Below are 22,630 nucleotides of genomic sequence, written 5' to 3'. Positions count from 1 at the left end.
TTTTACATGTCGAACCACTTCACCTTGTGACCTGTACTCCCGGAGGAGGAATGCGTGATAGGGTATGATAAGTCAACAATACCCGCCGTTCCATTAACGGGATGGCATCGATGCGGATTCAGCAAGTTGCCTGGTGTCGTACCTATTACTGTTTTTGTTGCTCTATCTGCTTTTGTCGGGTGGAGGCGGCATCGTTGATAAATTTATTCATTTGCTCACCAAACGCTTGAACATCTTGCGGTTTTGTAGGGACCTTCGGAGGGTTGCTACCCATATCTTCGCTTATCTTATCAATGCTCGCTTCAGTATGGGTGGGAGAACTCGTATTGAGTTGGCGCAATGCAAGAAGGCTGACAATGAGTACTACCACCAATAGCAAAACTATTCGCATATTTTACCCCTTATGATTCTACACTCAGGCCAACCTTGGATTGATCACATAGGTGCTGGTGATACAGGCGCTATCCAGCACATGCCCTTCAATGGCCGCCAGTGCCTCAGGACCGCCAAAGCGGCCACTGAGGCCGCAGCTTTCTATATCCAGCGCGTAGAGTGTAAACCGGTAGTGGTGCACGATACTGTCGTTCCACGGCGGGCAGGGGCCATCGTAACCATAGTAGTCGCCCGCCATGTCGGCATCGCCTGCAAACCAGTCGGTGTAACTGTTGATGCCGCGAATGCCGCCGGCCGGTGAAGCTCCGCCCGGTTTGCCCTTGGCCGTGATGCCGTCGGCATCCGACGCGGCGGCAATCTGTCGCTGGTTGGCCGGTATATCAACCAATACCCAGTGATAAAAGTCGATACGGGGCAGGTCGGCGGGCACTTCGCGTCCCTCCTGGTTCACGTCATCCGGTCTGCTCGGCACATCCGGGTCGTGGCAGATCAGCGTAAAGGAGCGTGTGCCTGCGGGTACGTCGTCCCAGCTCAGGTCCGGGTTCCTATTGTCGGCAAGCGCCACATGACTGCTGTCATCATGCTTGCCAAAGGTATTCGCAACGGGGACGGGCTGGTTGTTGTGGATTTGGCCGCTGGTCAGTTTCATGGCGTTCTCCTCTCCCTTTTGGTCTTGGCGAATCCGTTATGGTGATGTGGCAATACAATACTGCGAATTCCGTCGATTGGCTATTTGCAGCGGCATATTAGATGCATTTGTCACACTTCACCGACGGGGGCCTGACCTATGTCGTAAAGATCGACTGCATGTTTTGTATCGGTACATTATGAAGAGTAGCCGATTAACGTGTTCGGTTCTGACTGTCTAATAGCCGGTTTAACGGCAGGCTTTTACTGTGACGTTTATGCCTGGCAATATGAAGAATGATGCGTCTCCCGTAACCCCCGATAGGCAAGATCACCAGTATCTTGATTTAGCGCATCTGAACCTATTCCTGATATGGCATTAATTCCTGCAATATTTTTTCAAATTTCCTGGACCTAAATCTCTCCCCCTGCGTCTTTACCGATAACACATTGCCAAACACCCCGATTCAGGAAGCGGCAAGTGCTAATCGGCAAGCAGGCCGATGTTATTTATAAATACCAAAGGAGAGAGTCATGTCTGATACAAAAAAATTGGTCGTAGTGGTTACCCGCGGTTGTGATGATGAGCGTTCCTCAGTGGCATGGAGTGTGGCAAATGGTGGGATCGCTTCCGGTTACCAGGTCACCATGTTCCTGGTGAGTTCAGGTGCTGATTGGGCACGCAAGGGTGCGGCGGTCAATGCCCGCCCTAATCCACTGGATCCGCCGGTTACCGAGATGATGCAGAATGTGATCGACAGCGGTGGTTCTATCTTTGTCTGCCCACCTTGTGCCATGGTGCGCGGATATGAGAAGGAGGACCTGATCGAAGGGGCCGAACTGGCCGGTTCCACCGCCATGCTGGGTGTCGTCAGTGAAGGCGCGAAGACGCTGACCTTTTGACGGGGTACCCGCCGGCATTCGATGTGGATGCCGGCGGTATCGAATAACCCGGCAAGTGAAGGACAACTGATTATACTGAGAGGGAGGAGAGAGCGATGTGCGAACTGTTCGCCATGAGTGCTAACCAACCGATGGATGTCGACAAGTACCTGACATTATTGATGCCTAGAGGGGGCAAGATAGGGCCCCATGCTGATGGCTGGGGTGTGGCCTACTATGAGGGTCACGCGTCACGGGTCTTCAAGGACGCCAATCCGGCCGCAGAGAGTCGCTATCTACGCATGTTGGCCAGATCCCAACTGAAAAGCACGGTGGTGATCGCCCATATCCGCAAGGCCAATCCTTCCGTAGTGGGTCGTGCCACCGCCAACACCCACCCATTTGAACGGGAGTGGAATGGTTACTCCTGGGTCTTTGCCCATAACGGCAAACTACCCGGCTTCGAGGAATCCGGCGTCCTGCGCCATAGCCGCTTTCAACCAATGGGCAATACGGACTCGGAGTTGGCCTTCTGCTATCTGATGGAGAACCTGGCATCACGGATCGATTACGGTGAAGCGGTTACCCCAGCCCGAGTGGTCGAGGCGATCAGCCCGGCAGTTGGGTCACTGTGCCGCTATGGTGAATTCAATTTCATATTGGGAAATGGCGAGTATCTGTTTGTTCATGCTCACACCCACTTGCACGAACTGGTACAGGCCCCCGCTGCTTCCGGCAATCTACAGAGCACCGTGTTATTGGCTACCGCGCCATTAACTCAGGACAATTGGCAGGCATTGAAACCGGGGAGTATCCGGGTCTACCGGGATGGACGGGGGATGGAGGCGCTCGATGGCTGAGGTGTCATCCAATCCGCTGGATAGGGAGATAAAACGCTGGTTCAGCAATCGCGTCGAAGAGATGATGGGTCCCCTCTACTCGACGGCGCTGCATATGACCCGCAATCGTGCAGAGGCTGAAGACCTGGTTGCTGATGCGGTGGCCAAGGCTTGGTCCGCCGTCTCCACACTGGAAGACCGCAGCCGATTCCGGCCCTGGGTGTTTCGCATTATGCGAAACTTTTATATCAGTCACTATCGAAAAAAGTCTCGCCGCCCGGAGGAGACCTGTTATGAAGAGAGTCCGGGCGGATATCAAAAGGAAGAGGTTGCCTCGTTACTGGTCGAGCAACCGGACAATTTTCTCAATTGGTGGGCGAACCCGGAAAAGGAGTTTGTCAGCAACCTGTTAAGCGAAGAGATCACCAAGGCGATTGACAGTTTACCGGAGGCTTATCGTGCCACGGTCTTGCTGATCAATGTTGACGGTTTCTCCTATGACGAAGCCGCCGAAGTATTAAATGTATCAGCCGGTACGATTCGATCACGCATGAACCGTGGTCGAACACTGTTGCAAAAGGCTTTGTGGCATCACGCCAATGAAGCCGGGCTGATTACCGATAGCAGTAAATTGGAGTGCAGTACATGACTAAAAAAACTGAGATGCATCACACCCATACCTTTGATAGTGATTGCCTGGAAGCTTTTGATCATCTTTATGCTTATCTCAATGGCGAAATAGAGGATCAAGAGACTCTCGACAAGATGGAGCACCACCTGGCTCACTGCAAGAGCTGCTTCTCCCGGGCGCAGATGGAGCGGGAATTGAATATGCGGATGAAGCAGGCAGGCCAGGATGAAGTGCCCGAATCTCTCAAAAACCGATTGAAAGATCTGATGGATGCCCTCTGATCAAGCATGATGGTTTTTCTTAAAGGTGTTGAGTGAGTAATAAGAGGGGATAACCTGCCGGATGTCGCCAGGTTATCCCCCTACCCATGTCGTTGCCGCATCAAGGTGACAGTTCCTTCTGCTTTTCCCATTTTTCAACCTGCCACCGAAGTGGCGCCGCACAAATATCGAAACTTCAGGGTGGCGTGATCAAGCCGAGGCGGGTGGCTTCCAATGAAGCCTCTGCCCGGGATGAAATGTTGAGCTTGCGATAAATGTTTTTAACATGATCGGCTGCCGTATGAGGGCTGATTGACAGGCTGGAAGCTACATCGGTCAGTTTGTTGCCTTTGGCGATCAGTGTAAGCACTTCGCGTTCCCTTGATGTGAGATTATGCTCCGGCATTGGTCGGGAGTCGCTAAAATGACTCAACAGGCGTCTGGCTATTGCAGGAGAGAGTGGCGGATCATTATCCAGAACCCCCCTTAAGCGGCGGACAAATTGCTCGAATGGCATGTCCTTAAGCAGGTAGCCACCCGCACCAGCCTGTAACGCCGGGAACAGATGCTGGTCGTCGTCATAGATGGAAACCACCACACAGACTGTTGCCGGCGTGGCATGCTTGATTCGCTCGATAAGATCAACACCACTGCCATCGGGAAGTTGAAGATCAATCAGCGCGAGATTGTAGTCATGCTTATCCAGAAGTTCATTGGCGTCCCTGGCACAAAAGGCAGAGGAAATCACTGTGTCCGGAAAAGCCGTAGACACACCGTCGATAATCCAGTTGTGCGCTTCAGGGACGTCTTCAACGATCAGTGTCTGTTGCATGGATTTACTGCCTGCATGTCAATGGCAGGCAATATTGTATCGTTAAATGCAGTGCCGGCAATATCTTGAATTTGCATGGTGGAATAGGGGCGGACTCGGTTTGGATGTCATCCTGGTCCGTCCCTGGTATACCCGCCGCTGGGATTGCCGATACCGACTATCCCAATTTATCCGTCGGTAAACGGCGTCTTGTAGTGCTGAGTCCGACTAAACCCAAACCTATTATGATGATGCTGGAAGGTTCTGCAACCGTAGCACTGGTAGCGGTGCCGGGAGATGCTGCTACCTGTTGAACAGATACGCCGTTAATACCAACCCCAACAGAGCCTCTCCATCCGCTTGAAGTGCGCACATTAAAGCTCCAGTTGGTCGATACCGGATCATCAAAATCGGTGAGACTGAATGCGGTTGGCAGGTCGGACGAATTGAACAGGGTGTCGCTCAGGCTGGTCAGGTTGATACGGATCGCATCAATCTCCAAATCACCATAGATGTCATCGGCCGGATAGGCGAGGCTGGTAGGTAAAGTGGTTAAGTCCATCGGGTCTGCTGTGGCATTGGCGAATATATTCTGCGTGCTTTCCCAAAACCGAAACGTCAAGCCATCCTTAGTCCCGTTGCGAACGATGACCTGCCCAAAATCACCGATATAACTGCCCGTATAGCCCACTGCATCAGAGGAGAAGGAAAGCGATTTAATCACGTTGTCATAGACGGTATTGCTAGCGGTGAGGTTGTAAGCAACCGGTGTAGTGTCATCATAACGAAAAGTCATGCTGATCGTGTCATTTAATGGAAAGTAGTGACAGACGTTAAAACCTTGCGCCGGACAGATGCCGAGGTTGGTTTGATTTTTTTCGACCAGGCCTGTCATGGTGACATCGTAAAGCACCGCCATTGCGGAGTTGCTGCATAAGTAACAGACGAGAGCCATTGTTATTGATAAGAAGTTCTTCATGATTTTATCCAATATATTTTTTACTTACGCTACTCTCGGCAGCATCACATGCAGAGTCGGAACTTGTCGCCTTTCTTACTGAAAGCTGTACTTAGATTGACAATAAAGAGTATCGATTCAGTAGGTTGATATCCGTGGCGTAGATTAAACAGAGACCCGGTAATGTGAAATCCCTTGTTTGGGGGGGTAGGCGTGATTTTCCTTCATCATGCCTTATTTTCCGTATTCGACCACTAACCCCCAAACCCTAGGGGCCTGCAATTGTGTGCCGATTTTTCTCCACGACTCGGTGTGCCGTCACCCACCACTGGGGCCACGCTAACTAAAGGGCGCTGACCCATTAGTTATGTTTAATGACCCGATCAACCCCGGGGCGACGGGGTATCCATCGGCATTTCGAACAGGTCGGCGGGTAAGCTGGCGCTCCAGAGATCCAGATTACGATCGATTGCCAGGGCAATGGCGCGGGCAGTGCTGCCTGCCAGCTGGAAAAAGCCCGTCAATCGGGGTTGCATGCCGGTAAACCATAAACCGGGATAAGCATCCAGTTGCGCGTCGCCATGTGTCTTCGGAACACCCGAGGCGTCCAGCACATCAAGGTGCCCCAGCATCGACTGTAAGCCGGTACGGTAACCGGTTGCCGCGATGACGATATCCGGCTCGATGGTTTGGTTGTCGGCCAGGCGCACACCGGTTGCCTCAAAGCCTGTGATTTCAGGCACGACGGTTACCTTTCCAGCCTTCAGCGCGGCGACGAATCCGTTGTCGATAGCCGGTGCGGTGCCGGTATCCAGCAGGCGCGTTATGCCCCCTTGCGGGTGTTTACGCAGCCCCCACTTTGCCAGGTTACCGAAGGCCACGGTCTCGGTGAGCGCGAGCATCGCATCGGCCAGGCGCACCGGCATGACGGCGAACAGCGGCGACAGGCGTTGCATCGGGATACCGAACAGCCGAACCGGAAAGATCACCGGTCCGTGCCGGACGGATACCCAGACTTGGTCCGTCTCGATGGTGGCGAGATGGTTCAGGATATCGGTACCCGAATTGCCCGCGCCGACAACCAGGATCTTCTTCTTGCGGTATTGAGCGAGATCGCCGAATTCGGCAGCGTGGATGATCGGTTTGCCAAAGGTTTCGCGGCCCTCCCAAGAGGGGATCGTGGGTATGCGGGCGTGGCCCGTGGCGACGACTACGTGACGCGCATGATAATGGCCTGAGTCGGTAGTGATCATCCATCCCGTCTGACCCCGGTCGATGCGCGTCACCGCTACGCCATAGTCGATGGGTACATTGAGCCGTTTCGCGTAATCGGTGAGATAGCGGATGATGCTATCGCGTGACGGAAAGGCGCCAGCGGCTTTTGGAATGGCGAGCCCCGGCAGGGCGGACAGATGGCGGTGCGTGTTCAGGCGCAGTTGCGGGTGGCGGTGATACCAGGCATCGCCCACGCGGTTCGCTTGCTCGATTATTCGAGCCGGGATGCCGCGTTCGCGCAGCGCTTCGGCAACTGCCAGTCCGCTGGCACCCGCACCAATGATGACGACGTTATCGTCTTTTACCGTGGCATTAGGAGACATGAGACGGCTCCTTGCGGCTGATAAACCACACGTTCATCGGATCGTGTTCCAACAAGCGGCGTTCGATTTGTGCGAAACCGGCCTGTTCGAGCATCGCCTGGGCCGTCTCCCAGCCCCACATGGTACCCAGTCCTTCGCCGCCCTGGCCGATCGAAACCGGCGTGCAGTGCGTAACGGATATGGCGTAGAGCAATGATGCCATCGGAAAATCGAGATTGTTTTCGAGCCGGGCTGAACCGCCGATGTCCTGCATCAGGTAAATTCCTGAAGGCTTGAGTGCGCGCTGGATGCGGGCAATCAGCGCTGCCGGATGCTTTTGGTCGTGAATCGCATCGAAAGAGGTGATGAAATCGTATCTCTCGGGCTCTTCAAAATCGGTCATATCCTTAACGGCAAAGCGGACATTGTGCAGGTCCCGGGATTTGGCGGTATGCGATGCCTCGGTGATGGCGTCCGCGCACAGGTCGTAACCGGTGAAGTGGCTCTGCGGGTAGTGCTCAGCCATCTTCATCAGGGCCAGTCCCTTGCCGCAACCGGCATCGAGGACGTTGATACCGGCCTGTAACCGTGCAACGACCCCGTCGATCATCGGCAGGATGGTGTCGATCAGTGAATCGACCACCGACAGTTCGCTATCCTCGGCCATGACTTGGTGAAAACAGGGGTAATCGCCATAGCGGGTGCCGGCACCGCTTTCAAGGCAGTGCAGGGTCTGCTCCTGAAGCGCCCCCATCATTGCCACATGCTGTGCGAACACGGCCACGTTGCCGAGTGGCGCGCCGCGCGTCAGGCAGGCGGCGTGCGTGGGCGGCAGGTAATAGGTCTTTCCCTGGGGCGAGTAGGTGACGATACCGGCGGTCACCATGGTCGCCAGCCATTCACGCACGTAACGCTCCGCCAGTCCGGCTTGATCGGCAATCTGCAGGCTTGTCGCGGGCTTGAGACGAGCCAGGGTGTCGAACAACCCGGCGCGGTGGCCGATGGAGATCATCACCGCCTGCGCACCGGCATTGATGATGTCGCAGGTACGTTCGAGGAATTTTTCCCCGGCCTCGGGGGTAGGGGTGCTGTTTTCAAACGGTATTCGGTTTTCGGCTTCAGTGTACATGTCCGTTTCCTTTCGTAATGGGCTTACTCGAGGGGTCATGGTATGAGGACGTGTGTGGCTTGGTTAGAGTGAAAATGGACTAAAACAGGCCAAACGTGCCAATATGGCTGGCGAAATGACTGCCTCTCAATCCAAAAAACCGCCGGTTATCGGTATTGTTGCCGTTCCCGAATCATCCGGGGCCGTGTTGTACGGCCTATTTGAAGTGCTTTCGTCGTTTGGCGCCGCCTGGGCCGAAGTGATGGGCGGGCCCCAGAATCCGGTGGAATTTGACGTGCGGATTGTGGCGCCGTCGCGTGACCCCTTTACCTGTGTGGGCGGTGTTCCGATTACGCCGCATGCATCGCTGGATGAGATCGACTATGCGGATGTGGTGATTGTTACCGATCTCGCGATCAATCCGGATACCAGCCACGACCATAAGTGGCCGCAGGTCAAAAGCTGGCTCAAGCGCATTTACAATGCGGGCGGGACGGTCTGCTCGGTCTGCTCCGGCTCGGTGTTGCTCGCCGGTAGCGGGCTCCTCGATGACAAACCGGCGACGACCCATTGGGCCTATGTCGCCCATTTCAAACGCTTTTATCCACAGGTGAAACTCGAAGCAGGGCGGGTGCTGGTGCCGGTCGATGAAGAGAAACGCATCGTAACCTGCGGCGGCATGGCGGCCTGGGAAGATCTGGTGCTTTACCTGATTGCAAGCTATTACGGCGAAGGCATGGCGGTAAACGCCGCGAAGCTGTACCTGTTCGGGGACCGCAGCGAGGGCCAACTCCTGTTTGCGGCAATGAGCAAACCGAAACGTCACGAAGATGCCGTAATTGCGAACTCCCAACAATGGTTGGCTGAACATTACGATGCCCCCAACCCGGTCATGGGTATGGTGCAACAATCCGGATTGGCGGAGCGCACGTTCAAACGCCGCTTTAAGGCGGCGACCGGATATACGCCGATCGACTATGTGCAGACGCTACGCGTCGAAGAGGCCAAACATCTGCTCGAAGCAACAGACGCTGCGATCGACCTGATCGCACACCAGACAGGCTACGAAGATCCAACCTCGTTTCGCAGACTGTTCAAACGCCTGACAGGAGTCACACCTGGCCGATACCGCCAGCGTTTCCAGTCACTCAGAGGCGGACGGTCTTGTTAGACGTGGTGTCTATTGAACCCTAGTGAGGTGGAGTTCTGTCCTGTACTCATTTTGTCTTGGTACTCATGGTGACTCACCCGACAAGAACACCAATGCCAATGCTACAGCACCAGGAAACGCCTGGATAAACAGGATTCTCTTATTGGATGTTACAGCGCCAAAAACACCTGCTACAACGACACAAGCCAGGAAAAAAATCTTGATCGATTGGCCTGTGGAACCTTGCCACATGCCCCAGATTAGACCTGCGGCCAAGAAGCCGTTATAGAGCCCTTGATTAGCAGCCAAAACCTTCGATGCGGCGGCAAACTCCTCGGAAAGACCAAACGTCTTTCGGCCCTTTGGGGTGTTCCACAAAAACATCTCCAAATACAGGATGTATAGGTGTAGCAGAGCCACAAAACCTGTCGCAATAGTTGCTATGTTTTGCACTTTAGCGTCTTCCTCTTATGCCGCTCAAAGTCGTAGTTCAGTCGCCGACGTAGGGGAGCAGATGAATAATCAGGGACAGACTCCAGTTTTTAATAGGACAATCCAAGAAAACCGTGGTCTGTCCCCGGTTGTTTGTGTCCCCGGTTGTTTACGCATATCACTCAGTCAAACTATCAATGGAGTCAGACTCCATTGATCTTCTTGGTCTATTCACGACGCGCTAATAGAAGTCCAACCCCGGCGCTACCAAGCAGCCCCGCGCAAATTCTGTTAAACAGACGCCTCATTGACGGCCGAGAGAACCAATGCCGCAAGGCCTTTCCGAAAAAGGCGTACCCGGCTATTGCTATCCATTCAAGCACTAAGAACAGCTCGCCTAAAATTAAAAACTGTAACCCAACAGCACCTGTAGGGTCTACGAACTGAGGCAGAAAGGCGGTGAAAATCAAGATGGCCTTAGGATTTCCGGCCGCGAGAAAAAATTCTTGCTTCGCCAACTGAAATAAGCTGCTTCCTCCTGGCGCTTCACTTCCACTGTCTGAAGGGTCTGCCATCCATAATTGGAAAGCTAACCAAATGAGATATAGCCCTCCGACAACCTTTATTAAAAAGAACAACTTTTCAGATGTGTACAGAACGGTTGCAAGCCCCGTCGCCGCAAGAGTAATCATACCTAAGAACGCGACGAGGCGGCCGATTCCCGCATAACAGGCAGTTCTTATGCCATACCTTTTTGCATTGGCCATTGAAAGAAGATTGTTTGGCCCAGGTGCCATATTCAAAGCAAAGCAGGCAGGTATAAAAAGTAAGATTGTCATTAACGTCACAGTCGTTTCTCCTATTAGCATGCTTTGACTCGAAGTCCCTCAGCAAAGTGAAATCTAATCAACGAGGTTTGCCCCCATTGATTACGTCTCCCTGATATACAGGAAATACTTCCCTTCAGGACCTTCGGCTTTCTCAGCAATGTGCCAACCATGCTTCTCGTAAAAATCGCATGCCGCGACATTTGCCTTGATACACTTAAGTGTCATCGGTAACCCGAACAGGTTTACACAGTAATCAAGCAGTGCACTCCCTACACCCTGACGTTGATACTGGGGCGACACATACAGATGGTGCAGAAAGTTATCTGGTTCCCAGACCGATGCGAATCCAGTGATTTTATTGGCAATTCGCGATACAAACAGACGCTCGCCCTCGATCACCTGAGCAAACTCTGCCATCTCAAAAGTCTCGTCAGGAAAACAGCCATTCTTAACCCGAGCCAGATTGAATAGATTGCACAACTTCGGTAGTTCAGCTTGGTTGACGGCTTCGATGGTCATTTCAGGCATAATATTCAGCACAGTTGAGTGAAGGTTATGCAACAACAGGAGCGTCAACTGTAGTCTCTTGTTCTGCGAATTGTTTATGAATTACGACTATGCTTGCAATATTATCTTGAATTGCCTGCCTTCAGAGCTTGGTTTGGCTCCGGCTTAACCAAGGCGAGTCTCTGTCCACACAATATCGCTCTTGGATCGGTCAAAATAAGGGGGCAAACATGGAAAGTGCTGCAAGACTTTGTCCCTCCTCGAGTATTGGCCCATGGAGCGTGTGTTGTGGGATGAATACCAGATCGCCTTTGCTCACATTCTTTACTTCATCGCCAACTTTGAAATCTACGTTGCCCTCAATGATTACGAGTAACTCGTCGTGGTGATTCTGAGTATGAAGCGCGTTTCCACGGTCATGAACTATTCCGACATTTGCCGTTAGATATTTACCGTCAAACGTGCCATTCGTGTCAGATCCTGTTTTCCGGGGTCTTTATGAACATATATAGCGCGTTTTACTGTCGACTAAATGGCGGGTGTCCCATGTTCTGTTCTATGATGGTTTCGTTTCGCTTATCCAATCTAATCAAACTGGGCAGAACTGGCTTTCAGACTAGGCAACATCTTTTTGTTCTGACTAGACAACCGAACTGGCAACTACCCGGTTACGCCCACCATTCTTGGCCTCATACAGATTCTCGTCGCAGGCCTTCATCCATTGCTTCCAGTCTTTTGCGGAACCCTGACTGGCCACGCCGATACTGACGGTTACCTTTCTGTCGGGTATTAGTGGGAGGTTTTCAATCTTCCTCCGTAGTTTTTCCACCATTTTGATACAGTCGGTTTCCTCGGTATTGTAAGTCAGTATCAAAAACTCCTCGCCGCCGATTCTGAATATCTTGTCACTCTCGCGAAAAAAGCTCTTTAAAAACGCTCCGAGCTGTATCAGAACCTGATCGCCCATATCATGGCCCAGTTCGTCATTGATCTTCTTGAAATGATCGATGTCCATGATGATGAGCGTAAATCCCGTTTTGGTACGTTTGGCTTGACGTATCGCATAAATCAACGAATCCTGAAGCAGTGTTCTGTTATATAGACCGGTGAGTTTGTCGGTAATCGCCTGATGGGTAAGTTCACTATACTGCCTGGTAATGACGTGCAGAAAAATGGCCGAATAAGTGCAGACTAACAGGAAAGTGACTGTGAACCGGATGGCCTCGGTTGTCTCCAGAAGTTGCCATACCACCGGTAGATTGACCAGAATAAACAAGATATTGGATAGCCAAGCTTGGCGCTCCGACATCATAAAGTAATACAACAGCACCGTTGAATAACACCAGTAGGTACCGCTGATTCCAATTTTATTCGTCAGGTAAGCGACAAAAATTGTCGTAAAAGGGGTCAGCCAGATAAAGGTATAGATTGTTTTATAGATCTTCTTGTAACAGAGCCAGGCAACCATGTACAAACTCACCGAGGTAATCACGGCGCCGATACCGATTACCGGGTCTTGATATGCCAAATGATAATAGGCAAAAGGCAATACCAGGGTTCCGGCAGTGATAGAAAGCCAGAACGTGGATTTAAGATGAAAATCTGTTTCGTGCAGCGAAGTTATAGTTTTCATGATTTAGTTTTATAATTCGCCGATTACTATCTTTATGCTCGTACAGACTCAACCCCTGTTTCATCGCGAATGCCGGTTTCCTGTTCCCGTATTCCGGTACGGGACTGTATTTTTTCTGCCACTCATACGGTAAATGACCAGATATGCTAAAACTATCAGTTAAGTTAAGCAAAGTCTGATCAATGATGCCTTTAAATATGCCAGAACCTGCTCTATTGCCGTTGATCTTAGGCCTCCAAGGAGGCCATGTCGTCCATCGACCAGCCATGATGGAACTCGGCACGTTGATGATGCCTCAACAGGCAAATCAATAGTGTGACAATCAGTACTGTCTCACATATCCCAGGTTAAGGTGAGCTTCGTAATTCATTAATAACAGCCTCAAAAATTGCTGCGCCTTCACCCTCTATGTACGTTTTTGCCGTTGTCATTAAAGACTGGATATTGTTCGGGTCGATGTTATCCATATGGCTTTGACTGTATGTGAGTTTCGGTTCCAGGCGATAATACTTTAGTCCAGCCTGTTTCAATGCGGTCAACTGGCTGTTAGTGACCGACTGTACGGCATCCAGAATAATACTCAATAATGCCCCCCGACTGTGATCGGCACCTTCAAGATCATCCAGCTTCTCGACCATCCAGGGCAGTGTGCTCCAGTTACCTTCTTTAGGAACAACATTCTTTATCGCATTACTATCAATACCAACACCTGCACCGCCTTCATGGATTCCCGTTCCCAGCGATATAACAATGATGTCTTCAAGGCGTGAGGCTATGCCGATTCTAAAGGCTTCTGTCACACCCCAGACAGCCGGACTATTCGACATGGTTCCACCATCCACTACCCATTTGCTGGCCGCAGACGATCTGGGGGATATTCCTCCCCCCACATGGGCAATCGGGAAATAGGTGGGTGCGGCACTCGTTCCCCTGGCGGCTTCCCACACAGTGTAGTTATCCGTCGCAGGTCGATTGACAGCATCAAACCAGTTAAAAAGATAGGGGCCAAAGTTTCGACCACGGGCGGGTACCGATACTTTATTATGGCTGTTATTCACGATGTACGAAGTTGTGAACATATGCTTTACGCGGTTACCCGGTAAAGATTGCATTTTATTACGGCTGTTAATGAGCGAAACATCGGGGCCATACATCTTGCGCATATAGGGTTCGATTCCACTTCCGCTGCCGTTATCGGCGAAGTAGGTTGCACACTGTTCAATCTCACAACCCTGGGCCAGGAAGATTTGATCGCCGTCCTTGCGGTAGATATCCACTAACTCACTGGCGGTATAGGGTTTGCCGGTGTTTTCTCGGGGGGTGGTCAGGGCGGCGCTGATAATGCCGCCGGTAGAAGTTCCGCCGATGATATCAAATAGCCGGTAAGACGGTTTCCCCAGTGATGATTCAATTTGTTGAATAATAATCGCGGGAATAACGCCCTTTATGCCACCGCCATCAATGGACAGAATGATGGTTTTTGTCGTAGGGGATTTCTTGATGACCTGTTCGGTTAGCCCCGTTGCACTGTATGTGCTCAGGGCGAAAACGGATAAAAGAACGACCAGGATTTTTTCGGTTTTCATACTCATGACCCGTAAGTTCTTTACGATGCTAATCCAGCGAACCAGATAGGCTTGTTCCTTTCAGCAGGTGCTTCAGCAAGTGCTCACCCGGAATCTCCCCGCCATACATGGTTTCGCTTGCTTTGAGGATCACACGCACATCGTCCTTGGAAGGGTAAACATCGGGTGGCGATTTGTCGGTTATACCCAGTAATGTGTACACAGCCATGATGGCTGAACGAACCGAATACTCGACGGTAAAGACACAATCATCGGGGATCTCGCTGAACTGACCCAGGAACGCGAGATTCTTACAGCCTTCAGGGACCACTTCCGGTCGGTCACCTTTTACGCGTGGTAAAAACTGGCTGGTGATATAGGGCATCATGCAGGGGATCACCTTGACCGTTTTCATGATTTCTGGAATCCGATCCTTGGCCCCCCAATGGTAGAGCAGTTCAGTCAGCAACTCTTCGCCGCTGCAATCGCTCATCTTTTTCTGGACGTAGTCACCGATATTGTCCGGAAACAGGCCGTAGGCCCAGATCGCCAGCACGTTTTTGTCCGGTTCATCCTTGTGCTGTTTCGGCTGGTAGCTACCCACAGGTTGACTTCGATACTGCGGCTGTCGGTTACAGGTGGCACTCATGAGCCAGCTGGAATCCTTGATCGTCATGATGCCGCCCGTCACGGCCTTGTGAGAATAAGGATCCACACCGGTAAATTCTTTTAACAAATCCGCTATCGGCGAGTCGGTTGCCGTAATGGTGAAAGAAACAAACTTGCTTTTATCAATATTCGAGCAAAAAACCTCGGGCCTGCCAAAGGCGGGGTCTTTTGCCGCGATGTTTTTCCATAGCGTCCAGCAAGCGCCTTCTTCTCTATTGAGAACAGCGGGCTCATGCGTATTACCTGTGGTGGAGTTTTCCGTCATTGAGCCATTGGTGACGAATACCAGATCATCCACTGTGGTGGTAATCGTTTCGTGGTTATCGGCTGTGTCGCGGAACAGATGAATGGCCGTTACGGTTTTTTCACCGTTGGTAATTTCTATATCCAGGTCGGTGACCTGGGTTTTCATGTCAAAGTTAACGCTCTTATCCCTGAGCCATATCTGGAGTGGCAGAACCATCGACTCGTATTGGTTATAGGTAGTAAACAGAATATGTTCCAGTGTGCTCATCGTCGGCATCAGGTGCATGAAACGCTGCATGTAACGCCGCATCTCCACGACCGAGTGCCAGGTCTCCATGGCGAACATTGATGTCCAGAAGTACCACATGTTGGTTTTGAAAAAAGAGTCTGAGAAAAACTCTTTCACGCTCATTGCGCCTAGTTCTTCTTCCGTTTTGAGGGTCAATTTTGTCAGTTCCATGACATGTCCAATCGACAATCCCAACGAGGGATCACGGTCCGGATCGCCACAGTTACTCATCAAACGGCATTTTGAGGAATTGGGGTCCCATTGGTTGACATCGCGTATCCGCTTCAAAACGGTTTGGTCCGGATTGGAAACGAGTTCGGGTCTCGGGTTCGTGGGCACCTCGTCAGGATCTTTGCGCATTAAATCCGGGATGAACGAGAAGAGATCCCAGGTGCATTCATAGTGTGCCTCCATCTCGCGCCCACCGCGCATGAGGTAACCATCAATGGCATTACCACTGCCATCCAGGCATCCGCCATCGATGTCGAGCTGCTCCAGAATGGTGATTTGCTCACCGGTCATATGGCCATCTCTTATCAGGTATGCGGCTGCTGCCAGTGATGCAATGCCGCCGCCGATAAGATAGGCGCGCTTCTTTTCGATCCCCTCTTTTCGAGCTGCAGTGACATTTCTGTAGCTACCGATCATAAGGCTCCCCAATTAGTTTAATTCTGCCCGAGAAAATATTGCCAAATAGAATGTATGCGAACTCAACTCCCAAGTGCAACCGTCAGTTCAGTTTTCTTGAAAAAAAGACTTGTAGGGCGTACGCCACTGTAGTCGCTTTCGAGGGCGGTGGCTCAGTAACGCTTCATCCCTTCGAAGCTCGGTCTCGGCTACAACCAGTAGCGAGCCTGCTTGGGAAAATACTGATGAATCAGGAAGGCGTGCTGGGCGGGTATGATCTTCCCCCGGTATAGTTAGGGAAGGTCTGGTTAATCGATGTCTTCAAGCGCTTGGGCAATAAATATGCGAGGACCTGCTCTATTGCCGATGATCTTGGGTCTCCACGGAGGCCATTTCATCCTTCAGACCAGCCATTTCGGCCCGATAGCCATGCGCACTACGCCTGTAATACCAGCCGATTTCGTCGCATGAGCGTTTTTTTGACCATGACCAGATTCACCCGTGTACAGGATAAAAAGAGATGATGGGCGTTCTTCGCCGTTCCCTTGTACCTGACCTTTGTGGGCCCGAAGCGCCCCTTCATCACCCCAAAGACGTGCACGACTTTGGCTCGCCCTTTCGATTTGTGGCGGTTTCTGGCTCTGATCTTTCCCCAATAAAATGGACACATGTAATGTCACGCTATATTTGATATCCAAGATTAGGTGTCAGGCATACATAGAAGGGCTTATAGATTATCAGTCCTCTGAGGGGTGTGGTGGCGACTAAATGGTGTCCCATGTTCTGCCCAGCCACGATCTGGGAAGATGAAATCCGGGAAGCAAGGGGGTCGTGTATTGCATACCCAATTGTCTCAGAATTGTGCCTGTAGTAGAGATAAAATCTATGATAAGGGAGCTTAAGTTAGTGCCATTCTGGTCTGTCCCAGGTTGTTCGCTGCGGCTGTTTTTTCCAACCTAATTTTTAAATGGCTATGTGGCATTTAACATCCGACATACTGCTGTAGGGTAGTGCCAGGAGAAAATACGGGTCAGTCCATGAAGCGACAATGTTCCATCAGTTTTTTAGCTGAGCTAAGGCGCATAAATATAGGTGTAGGCTACAAGTCCTGCCAGCCACGGGCCAAGCCAAATGCCTATGAAGCCGATAAACAGAATCAATCCATCAGTGCCGCGAGTTTTACAGAGATAATAAGGCAATGCGATAGGCCAAAACACATACATGAGAAAGCCAAAATCAAATGGCTTGTCAAAATTATTGGTTTCTGAATCAGCCACGGCCCAAATTATGGTTAAGATAAGTGAAATTAGTCCCCAAAGAGATTGGGTTGAATCAGATACGACTTCACCCTTGCTGTTAAGTAAAACTTCCACAATCGTCATGCCAATGGCTATCAGAAACAGCGTAAATAGAGTTGAATTCTTTTTGTTCATTGTTCTGTGGTTAATGTTGGTGCTAGCGGTAAATATATCTTAGCGCGAGCCGTTTAATGGCCTTTGTTAACAAGCGTGAACACTATTTATAACCCTGGCACATTCTTCAGGATTTACTTGAATAATGAAGTGTGGGCCTGAAATACTTCTTACGGAAAGATTTTTAAACAGTGACTTGAATTCAAGGCACTTGCTATATGGGACAAGTCTATCTTCTTCTGGCCGTATATAGACAGCAGGCAGTTCTATACACCCACCACTTGGCTTCAACGATTGAATGGCTGCCATTCTCTGTTTTAGAGTTTTAGATGGCAATTCGGCTAATACGTCTTTAAATAGAGACAAGACTCCTTCACCAGCATGGGGGTCGAACATATAAAATCGATAGATTGCCGACACAAATGGCATTTTCGAAAATAGTTTTATTGGTAAATGGCGGACGATCTTTAAAAGGGGTCGACTCGGCGTTGATAAGAATGTGGCTACAAAAACTATAGCTTTAAGATTGGGTATATTGCTCTTAGCCAGAATAGCCCCTATTGGACCTGAGAATGACTCAGCCACCAATATAAACTCTTCATCGGGTAACTTTGACTTAACATGCTCTGCGAGTGTGTCGTAGTCCTGCTTTCCTACAGTGGGGTATGAGATTATGGTAGTGCTATCTTTATCCAGAAATGGCAATAGAGGAGAAAATAACCTCCCTGTTCCATCCATACCTGGTAGTAGCACTATTCTCAATTGATTTTACCTTCCAGCGATATGCACAACGGTAGCCCTTGCGTGATGAAATTGGATGCATCTGCCTTTCTCATAAATAATAGATGGCCCCATGTTTGGCTCGTCTCAACATATGATAGATCCTCTATTTCTTTGACCTTCTGGGTTGATTCTGATTAACCCGACAAGAGGACCAATACCAATGCAATAGCACCAGGAAGTGCTTGAACAAACAGGATTCTCTTACTAGAGGTGGCCGCGCCAAAAACACCTGCTACAACGACACAAGCCAAGAAAAAAATCTTGATCGATTGGCCCGTGGAACCTTGCCATATGCCCCAGATCAGACCTGCGGCCAAGAAGCCGTTATAGAGCCCTTGATTAGCAGCCAAAACCTTTGATGCAGCGGCAAACTCCTCGGAAAGACCAAACGTCCTTCGTCCCTTTGGGGTGTTCCATAAAAAAATCTCCAAATACAGGATGTATAGGTGTAGCAGAGCCACGAAACCTGTCGCAATAGTTGCTATGTTTTGCACTTTAGCGTCTTCCTCTTATGCTGCTCAAAGTCATAATTCAGCCGCCGATGAGAATAATCAGGGCTGATCTTTCCCCAATAAAATGGACACATGTAATGTCACGCTATATGTGATATCCAAGATAGGTGTCAGGCATACATAGAAGGGCTTATAGATTATCAGTCCTCTGAGGGGTGTGGTGGCGACTAAATGGTGGGGGTCTTTTGTTCTGCTCAAAGTCATAATTCAGCCGCCAACGGAATAATCAGGGAGAAACCCAAGTTTTTTTATAGGGCAATCCAAGAAAACCGTGGTCTGTTCCCGGTTGTTCCTCCTAAAAATAGTTGCGTCCCCATTTCTTCAAGTGAAACGCCCTGTGCGGAGCCGCATGCAGGGTGTTGTGGGGGCTGGGGGTTAAAGACCCCCGGCTACCCGAGTCGAATTTTACCGAATGAGCCATTTCAAAAAATCGTACAAAGCGGGTAGCCCAAGGCCGCTTGCAAGAACAGAAAACATTGCTTTATGCTTTGTCGTCGAACTACGTTCCCCTTTGAACTCGGTTAACGGCCAGATCCAACGGGCGTAATGGAAAGCCACCCTTAATATATTTAGCGCCAAAATGAACACATAAAAATATAGGGCCGACATTAAAAACACTGATTGTTGCGAAAACGCCGAATTTATATAAGGCGAGAGTTTGCTGCAGATCCAAAACGATAGAGGAAAACCAACAATCCAAAGCAAAAGATCATATATAGAGTGTCGATGAAGCCATGGCGATGTTGATGGTTTGCTTTGAATAAAATCAAAGAACTCTTTAAAGACGCCATTCACCCATGTTGCATCTTTACCTTCAACGGCCAGTTTGCTTTCATTTTGCGTTTCCTGCGATGGGAGGATCGTAAAATTGAAAATTTCGGGTCGACTGAAATCGAGATAAAGAATCATCTTATTTAACGGTACATAATTATGTCTTGCTCTTAGGGTTGTCGAAGTGTCGAAAAACACATCTTTAACCTCTTCAGGAAAATTAGGAGAGTCGAAAACCTCTGCTATGCTACCAGTCAACTTCCTACCATCAGAACCCGAAACTGTTAGAAATAACTTAAATCCTTCTTCCAAGTCTTTTAGCGCTTGTTCGTACTTTTCATCAGTATGTTCTGGCGCTCTTGGTAGATTATGTTTTTCTATTTCCGCAGCCGCATACGCCCGTTCCTGAAGCATTTCGAGCAACCCTCTTAGGCCTGCCTTATCTATAGAAAATGATCGTATGCGCTTTTGCTGGCTTACGTGGATTTGCCCCATACTCATTTTTTCTTCTCTTTCGAACGCTTAAAGCACCCGAGCGCGCTTTTTGCGCGTCGGGTGACTTTTTTTGTTAGATTCAAATCAGCTAGAACTGATTGGCGATTACTCATATTCATCAATGAGGCTCTGAACAAAAGGCGCAAATGAAGTGCCTGTTTCCGTAAAGCTATCTAATTCATGTTCGTAAATGGAAACTAAGTCATCTTCTCCGTTTTTCTTAATGCACCAAAAATCTCCGGCGCCATTTGTGCCGAATGCTATATGGCTGCTGTACAGCAACTCTTTTCTTGATACTTGAGGGTCTTTACTATTGTATGCAATATAACTACGTGCGGTGTGGAACAACAAGCTGTCACTGCCTAACCACTCCCAATCATCGTTATCTTTGGATTCTTTAAAAAACAGATCAGGAGGAAATGAATACTGTAAGTAGTTTTTAAAATACTCTGGAAACACTATATGTAACTCGTTTTGTATCCCCTCTAGCATTTCTTCTGTTACTTTTTCACCTGTAAAATCACGTAACTTTGTATTAACCCAAGGTTCTTTCATTCTATTGGGGTCACCTCCCAGTAAGGAAATAATATCGCTATTACCCCAATTCTCAGAAAATGCTAGTGCATCACGCCCGCACGGATAGACCTTTTTTGTATCAACACCTAACTCTATAAATAATTTGACTAGTTCAACATGATCGCCCTGTATAGCGGCGAATAAGGGGTTATTCGTAATGCTGCTTTCATCTATGATTACGTTTTTGTCTAGTAACCACTGTACACTCTTCATAGCGCCATCAGAGGCTGCCTTACTTAGTGGCGTCCCAGTACTATCTGGTTTATTCAGATCTATTCCAAGCCCATACAAACAATCCATTGCCGGCAAGTTTTCTTTTCTTGACGACATGTCAAACCAGAACATTCCCGCCGTATGCAAGAACTCTGGATTATTTTTAACAATGGCACAAAACTCATGCCAATTTCCTTCTTTAAACTTCTGAGTTGCCAGTTGTACTTCGGTTTTCATGTCTACTCAGTATTCCGGGTTTAATAAATCTAACATTTGATTACCCAACTTCCTCACTTTGATAAGTGAAAAATACAGTAAGCCCGCTCAGGTAAGTGAATGATACGACTTATTGTTCTATGCATTATTTTTCCTGCCGTGTTCGGACTGATTCGACCGGCGGCTGAAAAGTGCGGGGCTTTTAGCTTCCTGCCGATCAGATATCCCTTAGATTCCTTGAGGCTATCAGAGAATCGCAGGTAGGTGAAACAGTTTCTCCGTTGGCGGCTCGGAGGAGGGCTGGTACTTTCTTGGGGTGTTTTGCTCTTTGAGCCATGGACTGGGTGTTTTTTCCTATTTTAACCTTTTATTTCATCAGGTTAAGGGCGAATCCACCTGCATTTCGTGTTTCAACCCGGTATACTCTCCCGTCAACTTTTTCACGGTACTCCCCCATGCAATCGGCTCCCCATCTCTTCTCTTATCGCCAGTACTGGGCCAAGCGCTTCGGTACCGCGCCGGTGCTGCCCATGTCCCGCGAGGAGATGGATGCCCTGGGCTGGGACAGTTGCGATGTGATTCTGGTGACCGGGGATGCCTATGTGGATCACCCCAGTTTCGGGATGGCGTTGATCGGGCGGTTGCTGGAGGCGCAGGGGTTCCGGGTGGGGATTATTTCGCAACCGGACTGGCGTGCGGTGGAGGATTTCCAGCGGCTGGGCAAGCCGAACCTGTTTTTCGGTATCACCGCCGGCAACATGGACTCGATGGTCAACCGCTACACCGCCGATCGTAAGATCCGCTCCAATGACGCCTACACGCCGGACGGGGAGGGCGGTAAGCGGCCTGATCGCTCGGTGGTGGTCTATGCCCAGCGTGCTAGGGAGGCATTCAAGGGTGTGCCGATCATCATCGGCGGCATTGAGGCGAGCCTGCGCCGCATCGCCCATTACGACTACTGGTCGGACAAGGTACGCCGTTCCATCCTGCCGGACTCCAAGGCTGACCTGCTGATGTTCGGCAATGCCGAGCGGGCCATTGTCGAGGTGGCCCATCGGCTGGCCCAGGGTGAGGCGATCGGCGAGATCACCGATGTGCGCGGCACCGGCTTCATGCGCCAGGGTCTTCCCGAAGGGTGGCTGGAGATCGACTCCAGTACGGTGGATGAGCCGGGACGCATCGATCCCAAGCCGTCACCCTATGAGAGCGAACCGGCCTGTGAGAGCACCCCGGATGCCGGGGCTAAGGTAGTCAGTTTCCATCAGCGACCGAAAAAATCCGATCGCGCCCATGCGGTGGTGCGCATCCCCTCCTACGACCAAGTGGTGGCGGACCCGGTGCTCTATGCCCACGCTTCACGGGTGTTCCATCTGGAGACCAATCCCGGCAACGCCCGTGCCCTGGTGCAGCAGCACGGCAAGCGCGATGTCTGGCTCAATCCGCCGCCGATCCCGTTGGAGACCGACGAGTTCGACCGGCTCTACGACCCGTCGATCCCCGAGATCGAGGCCGACGCCGCGCGCCTCACGCAGGTGTTCCTCAACCTCGTGCGCAACTCGATCCAGGCGATGGAGGATGCCGACACCGCAGTGCGTCGCATCGTCGTCGTGACGCGCAT

General features: G+C 50.4%; 24 protein-coding genes and 1 pseudogene. 6 read left to right on the top strand and 19 right to left on the bottom strand.

The window, feature by feature from the left end:
• Positions 1 to 145: 145 nt before the first annotated feature.
• Both ACQY5R_RS09310 and ACQY5R_RS09305 read right to left on the bottom strand, forming a co-directional pair.
• Positions 146 to 391: a hypothetical protein gene (locus tag ACQY5R_RS09310; protein WP_428607344.1), complete on the bottom strand. Its 246-nt coding sequence runs from the start codon at positions 389 to 391 to the stop codon at positions 146 to 148.
• A gap of 24 nt (positions 392 to 415) precedes the next feature.
• Positions 416 to 1,042: a YbhB/YbcL family Raf kinase inhibitor-like protein gene (locus ACQY5R_RS09305; protein WP_428607342.1), complete on the bottom strand. Its 627-nt coding sequence runs from the start codon at positions 1,040 to 1,042 to the stop codon at positions 416 to 418.
• A 512-nt stretch (positions 1,043 to 1,554) separates the two neighbouring features.
• Here ACQY5R_RS09305 and ACQY5R_RS09300 point away from each other — a divergent pair.
• From ACQY5R_RS09300 to ACQY5R_RS09285, 4 genes are all read left to right on the top strand, one after another.
• Positions 1,555 to 1,923: a DsrE family protein gene (locus ACQY5R_RS09300; RefSeq protein ID WP_428607339.1), complete on the top strand. Its 369-nt coding sequence runs from the start codon at positions 1,555 to 1,557 to the stop codon at positions 1,921 to 1,923.
• 95 nt (positions 1,924 to 2,018) lie between these two features.
• Positions 2,019 to 2,762: a class II glutamine amidotransferase gene (locus tag ACQY5R_RS09295; protein WP_428607337.1), complete on the top strand. Its 744-nt coding sequence runs from the start codon at positions 2,019 to 2,021 to the stop codon at positions 2,760 to 2,762.
• Positions 2,755 to 3,390, top strand: a complete 636-nt coding sequence (locus tag ACQY5R_RS09290; RefSeq protein ID WP_428607335.1) for an RNA polymerase sigma factor — start codon at positions 2,755 to 2,757, stop codon at positions 3,388 to 3,390. Before ACQY5R_RS09295 ends, ACQY5R_RS09290 begins: the two co-directional genes overlap by 8 nt.
• Positions 3,387 to 3,653 carry an anti-sigma factor family protein gene (locus tag ACQY5R_RS09285; RefSeq protein WP_428607333.1) on the top strand — a complete coding sequence of 89 codons (267 nt, stop codon included), beginning with the start codon at positions 3,387 to 3,389 and terminating at the stop codon, positions 3,651 to 3,653. The genes ACQY5R_RS09290 and ACQY5R_RS09285 overlap by 4 nt, the downstream gene beginning before the upstream one ends.
• A gap of 175 nt (positions 3,654 to 3,828) precedes the next feature.
• On the opposite strand, the gene ACQY5R_RS09280 is transcribed toward ACQY5R_RS09285, so the two are convergent.
• The 4 genes from ACQY5R_RS09280 to ACQY5R_RS09265 all read right to left on the bottom strand — a co-directional run bounded on the left by ACQY5R_RS09280 (position 3,829) and on the right by ACQY5R_RS09265 (position 8,107).
• Positions 3,829 to 4,464, bottom strand: coding sequence for a response regulator (locus ACQY5R_RS09280; protein WP_428607331.1), 636 nt, complete (start codon positions 4,462 to 4,464; stop codon positions 3,829 to 3,831).
• A 157-nt stretch (positions 4,465 to 4,621) separates the two neighbouring features.
• Entirely contained in the window at positions 4,622 to 5,422 is an 801-nt protein-coding gene (locus tag ACQY5R_RS09275; RefSeq protein ID WP_428607328.1) for a PEP-CTERM sorting domain-containing protein, read from the bottom strand.
• Positions 5,423 to 5,784: 362 nt separating this feature from the next.
• Positions 5,785 to 6,999: a flavin-containing monooxygenase gene (locus ACQY5R_RS09270; protein WP_428607326.1), complete on the bottom strand. Its 1,215-nt coding sequence runs from the start codon at positions 6,997 to 6,999 to the stop codon at positions 5,785 to 5,787.
• The gene (locus tag ACQY5R_RS09265) at positions 6,989 to 8,107 is read right to left on the bottom strand and encodes a class I SAM-dependent methyltransferase (protein ID WP_428607324.1); all 1,119 of its coding nucleotides are present in this window, start codon (positions 8,105 to 8,107) and stop codon (positions 6,989 to 6,991) included. The genes ACQY5R_RS09270 and ACQY5R_RS09265 overlap by 11 nt, the downstream gene beginning before the upstream one ends.
• Before the next feature lie 115 nt (positions 8,108 to 8,222).
• Here ACQY5R_RS09265 and ACQY5R_RS09260 point away from each other — a divergent pair, with 115 nt between their 5' ends.
• Positions 8,223 to 9,257, top strand: coding sequence for a GlxA family transcriptional regulator (locus ACQY5R_RS09260; protein ID WP_428607322.1), 1,035 nt, complete (start codon positions 8,223 to 8,225; stop codon positions 9,255 to 9,257).
• 63 nt (positions 9,258 to 9,320) lie between these two features.
• Here the strand turns inward: ACQY5R_RS09260 and ACQY5R_RS09255 are convergent, their stop codons facing one another.
• From ACQY5R_RS09255 to ACQY5R_RS09195, 13 genes are all read right to left on the bottom strand, one after another.
• Positions 9,321 to 9,689 (bottom strand): DUF1304 domain-containing protein, encoded by a 369-nt coding sequence (locus ACQY5R_RS09255; RefSeq protein ID WP_428607320.1) that lies wholly within the window; start codon positions 9,687 to 9,689, stop codon positions 9,321 to 9,323.
• A gap of 206 nt (positions 9,690 to 9,895) precedes the next feature.
• The gene (locus tag ACQY5R_RS09250) at positions 9,896 to 10,507 is read right to left on the bottom strand and encodes a LysE family translocator (protein WP_428607599.1); all 612 of its coding nucleotides are present in this window, start codon (positions 10,505 to 10,507) and stop codon (positions 9,896 to 9,898) included.
• A gap of 90 nt (positions 10,508 to 10,597) precedes the next feature.
• A complete protein-coding gene (locus tag ACQY5R_RS09245; RefSeq protein ID WP_428607318.1) occupies positions 10,598 to 11,026 on the bottom strand; it encodes a GNAT family N-acetyltransferase in 429 nt (142 codons plus the stop codon).
• Positions 11,027 to 11,216: 190 nt separating this feature from the next.
• On the bottom strand, positions 11,217 to 11,432 hold the full coding sequence (locus tag ACQY5R_RS09240; RefSeq protein ID WP_428607597.1) for a cupin domain-containing protein: 216 nt from the start codon (positions 11,430 to 11,432) through the stop codon (positions 11,217 to 11,219).
• Between the two features lie 213 nt (positions 11,433 to 11,645).
• Positions 11,646 to 12,638, bottom strand: a complete 993-nt coding sequence (locus tag ACQY5R_RS09235) for a GGDEF domain-containing protein (protein WP_428607315.1) — start codon at positions 12,636 to 12,638, stop codon at positions 11,646 to 11,648.
• A 347-nt stretch (positions 12,639 to 12,985) separates the two neighbouring features.
• Positions 12,986 to 14,224: a patatin-like phospholipase family protein gene (locus ACQY5R_RS09230; protein WP_428607313.1), complete on the bottom strand. Its 1,239-nt coding sequence runs from the start codon at positions 14,222 to 14,224 to the stop codon at positions 12,986 to 12,988.
• A gap of 28 nt (positions 14,225 to 14,252) precedes the next feature.
• Complete coding sequence (locus ACQY5R_RS09225) at positions 14,253 to 16,055, bottom strand: oleate hydratase (protein WP_428607311.1); 1,803 nt, start codon at positions 16,053 to 16,055, stop codon at positions 14,253 to 14,255.
• Positions 16,056 to 16,435: 380 nt separating this feature from the next.
• A complete protein-coding gene (locus tag ACQY5R_RS09220; RefSeq protein ID WP_428607309.1) occupies positions 16,436 to 16,732 on the bottom strand; it encodes a hypothetical protein in 297 nt (98 codons plus the stop codon).
• Positions 16,733 to 17,107: 375 nt separating this feature from the next.
• Positions 17,108 to 17,467 carry a hypothetical protein gene (locus tag ACQY5R_RS09215; RefSeq protein WP_428607307.1) on the bottom strand — a complete coding sequence of 120 codons (360 nt, stop codon included), beginning with the start codon at positions 17,465 to 17,467 and terminating at the stop codon, positions 17,108 to 17,110.
• Between the two features lie 66 nt (positions 17,468 to 17,533).
• Complete coding sequence (locus ACQY5R_RS09210; protein ID WP_428607304.1) at positions 17,534 to 18,208, bottom strand: alpha/beta fold hydrolase; 675 nt, start codon at positions 18,206 to 18,208, stop codon at positions 17,534 to 17,536.
• 155 nt (positions 18,209 to 18,363) lie between these two features.
• The gene (locus tag ACQY5R_RS09205) at positions 18,364 to 18,723 is read right to left on the bottom strand and encodes a DUF1304 domain-containing protein (protein ID WP_428607301.1); all 360 of its coding nucleotides are present in this window, start codon (positions 18,721 to 18,723) and stop codon (positions 18,364 to 18,366) included.
• A gap of 423 nt (positions 18,724 to 19,146) precedes the next feature.
• Complete coding sequence (locus ACQY5R_RS09200; RefSeq protein WP_428607298.1) at positions 19,147 to 20,013, bottom strand: hypothetical protein; 867 nt, start codon at positions 20,011 to 20,013, stop codon at positions 19,147 to 19,149.
• A 99-nt stretch (positions 20,014 to 20,112) separates the two neighbouring features.
• Complete coding sequence (locus ACQY5R_RS09195) at positions 20,113 to 21,033, bottom strand: ankyrin repeat domain-containing protein (RefSeq protein WP_428607296.1); 921 nt, start codon at positions 21,031 to 21,033, stop codon at positions 20,113 to 20,115.
• A gap of 434 nt (positions 21,034 to 21,467) precedes the next feature.
• On the opposite strand from ACQY5R_RS09195, the pseudogene ACQY5R_RS09190 reads away from it, so the two are divergent.
• Positions 21,468 to 22,630: pseudogene (locus ACQY5R_RS09190) on the top strand (YgiQ family radical SAM protein); the annotation flags it as partial.

Origin of the sequence: Sedimenticola sp. (assembly GCF_050289425.1) — a bacterium.
Taxonomy (GTDB): Bacteria; Pseudomonadota; Gammaproteobacteria; order Chromatiales; family Chromatiaceae; genus Sedimenticola.
This window is presented reverse-complemented; position numbering and strand designations above follow the sequence as displayed.